The sequence below is a fragment of the Chroococcidiopsis cubana SAG 39.79 genome (assembly GCF_003991895.1).
Lineage (GTDB): Bacteria > Cyanobacteriota > Cyanobacteriia > Cyanobacteriales > Chroococcidiopsidaceae > Chroococcidiopsis > Chroococcidiopsis thermalis.
In genome coordinates this window covers 1-1,123 of record NZ_RSCK01000257.1, presented here as the reverse complement: position 1 = coordinate 1,123, position 1,123 = coordinate 1, and the positions used below count along the sequence as shown (strand labels likewise).

The following is a 1,123-nucleotide window of genomic DNA, read 5'->3' as shown; positions in this document are numbered from 1 at the left end:
TACTACCTAGAGCAGAGATTGGTTAACATAGAAAGGTAGCTAAGTCTGGAATCAGCCATGAAACTCAAAGACGCTCGCTATCTGTCAGCCGAAGGTCAAGAAGCATTGCGGTATCGTGTCGTCAATGCTGTTGAAAACGGCATGAGTAAATCAGAAGCAGCTCGCGTGTTTCAAGTGTCGCGCACGGCAGTGCATAACTGGACAAAAGCAGTAGCAAATGGGAATGCATCATCGTTGAAAGCGAAAAAGCGTGGTCCTCGTCGTGCTAGCTCACGTCTGCTCCCCCACCAAGCAGCAACAGCAGTAAGGCTGATGGAGCAAAAATGTCCAGACTCTTTAGGATTACCATTCTATTTATGGACGCGGGAAGCAGTGCAGCAGTTTCTCGCAGAACGCTTTGGGTTGTCGGTATCAGTGTGGACAATAGGGCGTTATCTGAAAAAATGGGGTTTTACACCACAAAAGCCGCTACGTCGTGCCTACGAACAAGATCCACTAGCAGTCAAACGATGGATAGAGACTGAATATCCCCAGATTTGTCGAGAAGCTCACCGTGAGGGAGCTGAAATTCATTGGGGTGACGAGATGGGGGTGCGCTCTGACGATCAAACCGGACGTTCCTACGGACGAGTTGGGACTACACCTGTTGTGCCAAGTACGGGTAAGCGCTTTGGTTGCAGTCTGATTTCGACTATCACCAATCGGGGTAAGTTGTGCTTCAAGTTATTCACACAACGTTTTGATTCTGCTGTGATGCTCGATTTTTTGCGTCGCTTGATTCGTCAGTGCACTCAGAAGGTGTTTCTGATTGTCGATGGTCATCCGGTACATCGAGCGAAGGCAGTCCACCAATGGCTGGAGAAACATCAAGATCGCATCCGCCTGTTTTTCTTGCCTGCTTACAGCCCCGAACTCAATCCCGACGAGCTACTTAACCATGATGTCAAAGCCAATGCTGTCGGACGGCAACGTGCCAAAAACAAAACTGAAATGATGCAAAATCTCCGCAGCTATTTACGTAGTACACAACGTCAGCCAAACGTTGTGCAAAACTTTTTTCGTGAGAAACATGTTGCTTACGCCGCAACCTAAAACTGTTCACTATTCTATGCTCTGGTTAGTA

The 1,123-nt window shown here is 47.9% G+C and carries 1 protein-coding gene; it reads left to right on the top strand.

Features of this window, described 5'->3' with window-relative positions; translation table 11 throughout:
• Positions 1-57: 57 nt before the first annotated feature.
• Entirely contained in the window at positions 58-1,092 is a 1,035-nt protein-coding gene (locus tag DSM107010_RS37765; protein ID WP_106166803.1) for an IS630 family transposase, read from the top strand.
• The last annotated feature ends 31 nt before the right edge of the window (positions 1,093-1,123 follow it).

Excerpts from the sequence above, each read along its gene's own strand:
- DSM107010_RS37765 (WP_106166803.1), top strand. The coding sequence starts at position 58 with ATGAAACTCAAAGACGCTCGCTATCTGTCAGCCGAAGGTCAAGAAGCA.